The sequence below is a fragment of the Paenibacillus sp. IHB B 3415 genome, from assembly GCF_000802655.2.
Taxonomy (GTDB): domain Bacteria; phylum Bacillota; class Bacilli; order Paenibacillales; family Paenibacillaceae; genus Paenibacillus_AQ; species Paenibacillus_AQ phytohabitans.
This window is the reverse complement of sequence record NZ_JUEI01000149.1, coordinates 1-6,023: the sequence shown is the minus strand read 5'-3', so window position 1 is coordinate 6,023 and position 6,023 is coordinate 1. Positions and strand designations below refer to the sequence as shown.

At 43.0% G+C, this 6,023-nt stretch carries 6 protein-coding genes; all 6 read left to right on the top strand.

Annotation, left to right across the window (positions count from 1 at the left end):
- On the top strand, window positions 1-543 hold a 543-nt coding region (locus QW71_RS39530; protein ID WP_235441642.1), incomplete at its 5' end, for an EndoU domain-containing protein.
- Between the two features lie 29 nt (window positions 544-572).
- The gene (locus QW71_RS35460; protein ID WP_039310509.1) at window positions 573-986 is read left to right on the top strand and encodes a hypothetical protein; all 414 of its coding nucleotides are present in this window, start codon (window positions 573-575) and stop codon (window positions 984-986) included.
- Window positions 987-1,341: 355 nt separating this feature from the next.
- Window positions 1,342-1,479 (top strand): hypothetical protein, encoded by a 138-nt coding sequence (locus tag QW71_RS40755; protein ID WP_160311863.1) that lies wholly within the window; start codon window positions 1,342-1,344, stop codon window positions 1,477-1,479.
- Between the two features lie 13 nt (window positions 1,480-1,492).
- Window positions 1,493-2,650, top strand: coding sequence for an S-layer homology domain-containing protein (locus QW71_RS37540; RefSeq protein WP_235441641.1), 1,158 nt, complete (start codon window positions 1,493-1,495; stop codon window positions 2,648-2,650).
- 12 nt (window positions 2,651-2,662) lie between these two features.
- Entirely contained in the window at window positions 2,663-5,461 is a 2,799-nt protein-coding gene (locus QW71_RS37535; protein WP_152679943.1) for a DUF5704 domain-containing protein, read from the top strand.
- A 146-nt stretch (window positions 5,462-5,607) separates the two neighbouring features.
- Complete coding sequence (locus tag QW71_RS38425) at window positions 5,608-5,937, top strand: hypothetical protein (RefSeq protein ID WP_052770578.1); 330 nt, start codon at window positions 5,608-5,610, stop codon at window positions 5,935-5,937.
- The last annotated feature ends 86 nt before the right edge of the window (window positions 5,938-6,023 follow it).

Genomic DNA, 6,023 nt, shown 5'->3' with positions numbered 1-6,023 from the left:
ATAAAGAGAAGCCTTCCGCTGCACCCCGGTGCGGGTGAAATATCTGCGTCTAGGGTGAAGAAGCTAAATGTTCCTGTATCTGAGGGAACGGGTGAAGTTCGTTCTTCTATAATTAGTTCAGAAATGGAGAAGAAAATATTAGATGGACAAAGAAAACTTCCTACGAAGAATGAATTGATAGGTGGTCATTCTCCTAAAATCAACAATGCAAATCCTAATTATGCAGTTCAAGAAATAACAGTTAATGTAGATGGAACAAGAAAAGTTAAGTTTACTACTCAATTTCCTGATGGTAATTTATCTAACATTAAAACAAGCACTTTATTCCCAGAATCATGGAGTGATTCGCAAATTATTAATAGTATAAAAGATACTGGTAATACAGCACCTATTGGAGTTCGTGCCTCGGATGGTGCAACACTTCATAGAGGAACTGTTAATGGTGTTCAAGTTGAAGTTATTAAAATTGGTGACAATGTTGTATCGGGCTATCCAACAGGTGGGGGAGCTACACAACTTCTAAGTGGTTTTAAAGCACCTTAACTTGTAATCTGATCCAAAGGAGATTTTTAATGTTTAGAGAATTTGACGACTATCTTTCAGGATATTTCTCAGATGATTATTGGTATGATGAAGGGTTTTCAATTGCGCAGGAGATGCTGGTGAAATTCTCCCAACGGGATTGGGAGGAATTGTCAAGTGAATCGTTAAATAAGCCAATCGAGTGGCAAAGAAAATTAGCATATTGTTTGCATAATGAATCTAGTATGGATGAATTGAATGTGTTGTTGAAATTGCTGATTATTAATGATGAAGAGTTATTCGAAATATGTATTGATGCATTAAGAAGCTTTACAAGTACTGAAGGTAAAAAACTGATTTTAAAAAATCCTGCAATTCTACAGAGGGTTGATGAGTTAATTCCCAATTCAGGTGAAGCGACAAAAAAAATATTTGAAGATTTTCTGGAAAAGATACAAAGCTGACGATATTATTTGTGAGGACTAGCCAATGCTGAATGAACCCGTCATTCAACCAATGGCTCAACTGGTCCATACAATACCCGTATAAAGACACATCAAATGGTTTAACTTCAAATCCTGAAAATGCTATTCCGTTACAATGAACAGGTCCACTATGGTCAGATAATACCATGGTTGACCTGTTTTTTGTGTGGGAACAGAAGAGGAATCCTACATCTTTGGATAACTCTAAATGTTATGGAAAATAAAGCCGATAATAAAAAGGCAACTTATATATCAAGTAATAAATTACATATGAAATATTGCTTTGCGGACGAATCGTAAATTATCAATAAGATAGAAATGAGGAGCGGATATTATGAAAAAAAGACCTTTATTTTATTTATCCACGGCAGTTCTGGCAGTTAGTATATTTGCGGGTGTAGGCAACGCCGTACAAGCTGAGGCACCTGCAGCTGCCATTTACGGATACGACAGGACATTGGGCAGAGGCTAGTATTCTGGCTGCGGTGCAGAAGGGCTATGTGTCAGGCTATCCTGAAGGAACATTTCAGCCGGAGAAAACGGTGAGCCGCTCCGAATTTATAGCCATGCTTATTCATTCCCTGGGGCAAGCATCAGATACGAGTACAACCTCCCCTTGGTATACTCCCTATGTTAATACAGCGACTGAATCAGGCTACTATGTAACCGGGGATTTCAGCTCAGATGATTGGAATGCGCCTCTAAGCAGACAGGAGTTAGCCAGAATTGCAGTGCGTGTCATCGGGAAAACGGCAAAGGATAATACGGAATATATGTATATGGCGACCTCAAACGGGGTGTTATCGGGAACTGGAAAGGGGGCACTGAATGTAACAGGAACAACGACTAGGGCACAAACCGTGACGGTTATTGAGCGAATCTCAAGTATTTTACAAGGAGAAACGTTGCCTGTCGATGCACTGGCTGTGGCCAATGCGCAAGAAGCTATGAACGCTCCGAAAGACCCGTGGGGAAGAGCGGTCCGGACAACGAATCTCCCCAAAAATGCAAAGGATTTCCCATACATACTGGAAGAGTACCCGAATGAAATGTACGAGTTGGAGCTTCCCTTCAAGGGGATAACAGAGCCGGCATTTAAGATCAGCACGCCAGCAGAATTATATAAAACGGATACTCTTATTCAGAATAAGAAGGAAATGGAGAAATGGAAGGATAATGCTGAGGCGTATTACAAGCTCCTCCTAAATGTAGATTACCGGACAATCAACGGGAAATGGGCTACGGACTTATATAGTCACAAGAATCAGTGGAATAGTGTTGGACTCGAAGAGGTCATGGATTATGTGGCATGGGCTAAAAAGAATAAAATTGTAACGGAGGGTTCGCTTGTCGTTGAGCCTTCAATGATGTTTTACTCAAGAATTGGCGGTTATTTCATCCGGGCAGAATTTTCTTTTAGAATTAAGGAATATACCGAATACAATGAAATTTTTGATGATATTCGTTTTCATAGTCACCAAGGGCTTGATAACTTAAAGGCTCTGGGGAAGTTTCAAAAGGGACAATGGTACCATGGATATGCTGATATTGTTCTTAGTACAAATATACAAGATGGCATTAAAAGAGTATCTAATACTGCAACCTTATTTAATTTAAGTACCATCATTCACAAAAAGAACTAAGGCGATAAACATATGACTATATCCAAGAGGCTTTGCTCGAAAATCTTAATTATCCTTATATTCTGTTCATTTTTAATAAACATGTTTTCAACTCAAATTTTTGCAGCTAATGATGTGAAAGTTGAAAGTAATGGTTCAATAACATTCAATACAATCGGCAAAGAGGCAACATCAGGAATAAAATATCGAACGGTTGGATTTACAGTCCATCGTTCTCCGGCATGTACAAATTCTCAATGTGATCCGCAATCAGGAACTCATGGTGAGATAAGGATTCAGCAAGTGGGTTCTGATGTACCGGTTGGGAATGGAGACGTCCAGACATTCTTTGAAGTTCCGGAAGAAATGGTATCTAAAGCTCTAGAAGATGCGGGTCTAGAAGATATTTCATATGGAGGAACCATTTATTTATCCGCTATTTTCCATGTTCTGCACTATAGCAACAATGTACTTGTCTCAGAAAGTGGGGATTTTGTTGACCTTCAGCATATAAAAAATGCGGAATCATGGGCAAGTCCTGGCGACTTCAGGCAATATTTCGATGTGCCTGTCCCTTATACTGCCAAGTTTCCTGTTACCTTAATACTCAAAAAAAGTACGGGACAGTTAATTTCTCAATCTGCTGTGGTCAATCCGGATGATCCATCACACAACTGGAAGCCGGGTCAGACTATCACGGTTCCTCTCCAGGAAACACTTACAGGTTCAGACGGTAAAACATATAGATTAATCAAATCATACTTACAGTCCAAACATTATTTAAGCGACATGAACCATATTGTAACGGGTGTTATAGCCGAGCGTAACTTCACGACTTATCTCGGGGGAACCAACGTCATAGCCGTTTATGAAGAAGATGAGGGAACTCCTCCAACAGACCCGGCACCACAATGCAGCGTGGTAATTAATCCTCCGTCAAGAGGAACAGAATTATCAAATGCTGTACTTGACCCTGCAGCGTCAGGTGTTATTCGTGCAGATCATAGGGACGCCGAGCAGTTTGATGTTACGCAGGGAATACCAACCACAGAGAGCCTGTATGCGAATGTACTTGCCAACAATTATCTTCATCAATATCAGTTTGTGAATATGACCGGAACCGTTACTTATACAATTCAGGTGCAGAAAACGTATAACTTGACTTGGACTATACCCGCCACTGCGGGTGTGCCTCCTGCAGCTGGAACCCCAGCCCAGCCGAAGGAACGCCCGGAAACCGTAACCAAGGATATAACCGTAACAAGGCCCTATTCCTATTGGCAAATCGACAATTTGGAGATCTACAAGCTTTCCAAATCGACGTTATCCAATTACGCGCTGCCGGGCGGTTCCGTACAATTGAATCCTGCCGGATATACAGAGCCTTCGCTTTCATCTGAATATAGTACGGACGTAGATGATCACGTAAGGCCATTTTCCTGTGAACCGATTATTATGGATCCGGAAACGGTTCCCGGAACTACAACTGAGCCTCCAGTTCCTGACCAGACTGCCGCTTTCCAAAGTGAAGCAGAATCGAGTGTGGGTAAGAATACAGTGAATAATGATTCTGTCGTTTTTAATGAGATGACCATAATGGATCAAACAGAGGTATCGGAGTCAGCGCCTGCCCCATCCGCCTTACCCGCGCCAACTCAGATCGATCGGAATGTTCTATATGGCACGAATTATTGGATAGGGTCAACACTGCAGAACCGGGCGAATACATTAAGCTCCGGGTCCATCTATTACAACCTGATCCCTGGGAATGTGAACGGTGGCTCCGATAAAAGTTTTGCAATAAACGGCATTAATTCTATAACAGTTCATACTCCTGTGGTCAATTACTCTGTTATTCCGGATGACAACCGGCCATATGATCAGCGGATGTCCCCGGACTGGACAAGGACGGTGCTGATCCTGGACCGGCCGTTTACCGTTCATTTTACGGAGAGCGGGCAACATCTTAATATTCCGGGTTATGGCAGCAGAGATTACATGAAATATACCCTGAATAAAAGGATACAGTTTCCGTTTGGTGTGTTTGAAGGCAGCGAGTACTATCCTGAAGGCACCTGGATTAATATCCCTGTCGGAACGCCAGAAATGACTTTTACAATGCCCACTTGGGTGAATGAAGGCAATTATACCGTTCATACGCAATCGTGGGCCATTAACGGCACACCTGCAGATCCAACCGGTCTCTGTGAAGTAAACAGGAACGGAGATCTCAATAATTATTGTGCCTCGAATAGCTTTGATGTAGGGGTGGTAGGACGCCTGTTTGATTTTCGCATATGGGATATCGGGGACTTCAGGTTTGAGAAGGTGTTCCGTACCGCGATGGGAAGCACCGATCACAGCTCGGCCATGTACTATACAGGGGGGAACGATGAGAACGGAAACCCAACAGCCTTATATGGACACAAGCAATGGTTCCTGCCGATCCGCAAGGGCTCCCATCCGGCCGAGCAAAAGACGGTTCCGCATAACGGGTATTCCTTCTTATTTGATTTCCGGACTATAGGGAATTTGTGGGAGCCGGGTGAGGGGATACGGATTGAACCTACGTTTTGGTTTGTTCCAAAGACTGGGGGTTCACCCGCTCCTGTGGATCTGTACTATGATATCTCTGGAACTGCGAATAAAATGATAGGCGTTGGTTCGCCCAAGGACACTCTGAGTCATAAGCGCACCTATCGTCTGGCAGACAGCATGCGGAATATTCCAACCGGCGAGCTGTCTTCAGCGGCCAGTTATGAATACAACTATATTCTGTCGGAAACAGAGCGGCAGAGACTTCATGGACCAAGTTCTACAAGCTATACCTGAAGCGTAAAACGACAATAGGGAATGGGTACAACCTGGAGATACTCCCTTTTAAATCCAGAACTTTAGTAGGTCCCACGGTAATCCCGGCCTCTGTGAATCCGGTTACGGCGGTACGGAGTGTACAGCATTGGTATGGAGAATATCATTTGCCGATTGCTCCTTACATTCTCCCTAAGGGCACTAGTATTGTTTCACTCGCCAATCACTATGGAGGAGCTTTGGACGGGCATGAGCCGGAGTTTTTGAGAGGGGGATATATCCTCGTTAAATTCGAAATTTATACGATAAAAAATGGCGATGCCAATACACGCATTCTCGGATATAAGGCACCGATTGCTAATATGTGGGCCATTGAAGGTCAAATGGCGGGGGATACCGATGAAATGGGGCAGATGTTTTCATTTTCCTCAGGGGATATCATAATGTTCGAATCAGACTATTCTGTACGGAATGATTATCAGGGACAGAGCAAATAAAATGTGGGGTTAAGCGGGAGGGTGGACATGGCGTCAACGAAGCTTATATTTAACGAGGATGAAGTCCAGCGCCTGCAGACCAGAAT

Excerpts from the sequence above, each read along its gene's own strand:
- QW71_RS37535 (WP_152679943.1), top strand. The coding sequence starts at position 2,663 with ATGACTATATCCAAGAGGCTTTGCTCGAAAATCTTAATTATCCTTATA.
- QW71_RS40755 (WP_160311863.1), top strand. The coding sequence starts at position 1,342 with ATGAAAAAAAGACCTTTATTTTATTTATCCACGGCAGTTCTGGCAGTT.
- QW71_RS35460 (WP_039310509.1), top strand. The coding sequence starts at position 573 with ATGTTTAGAGAATTTGACGACTATCTTTCAGGATATTTCTCAGATGAT.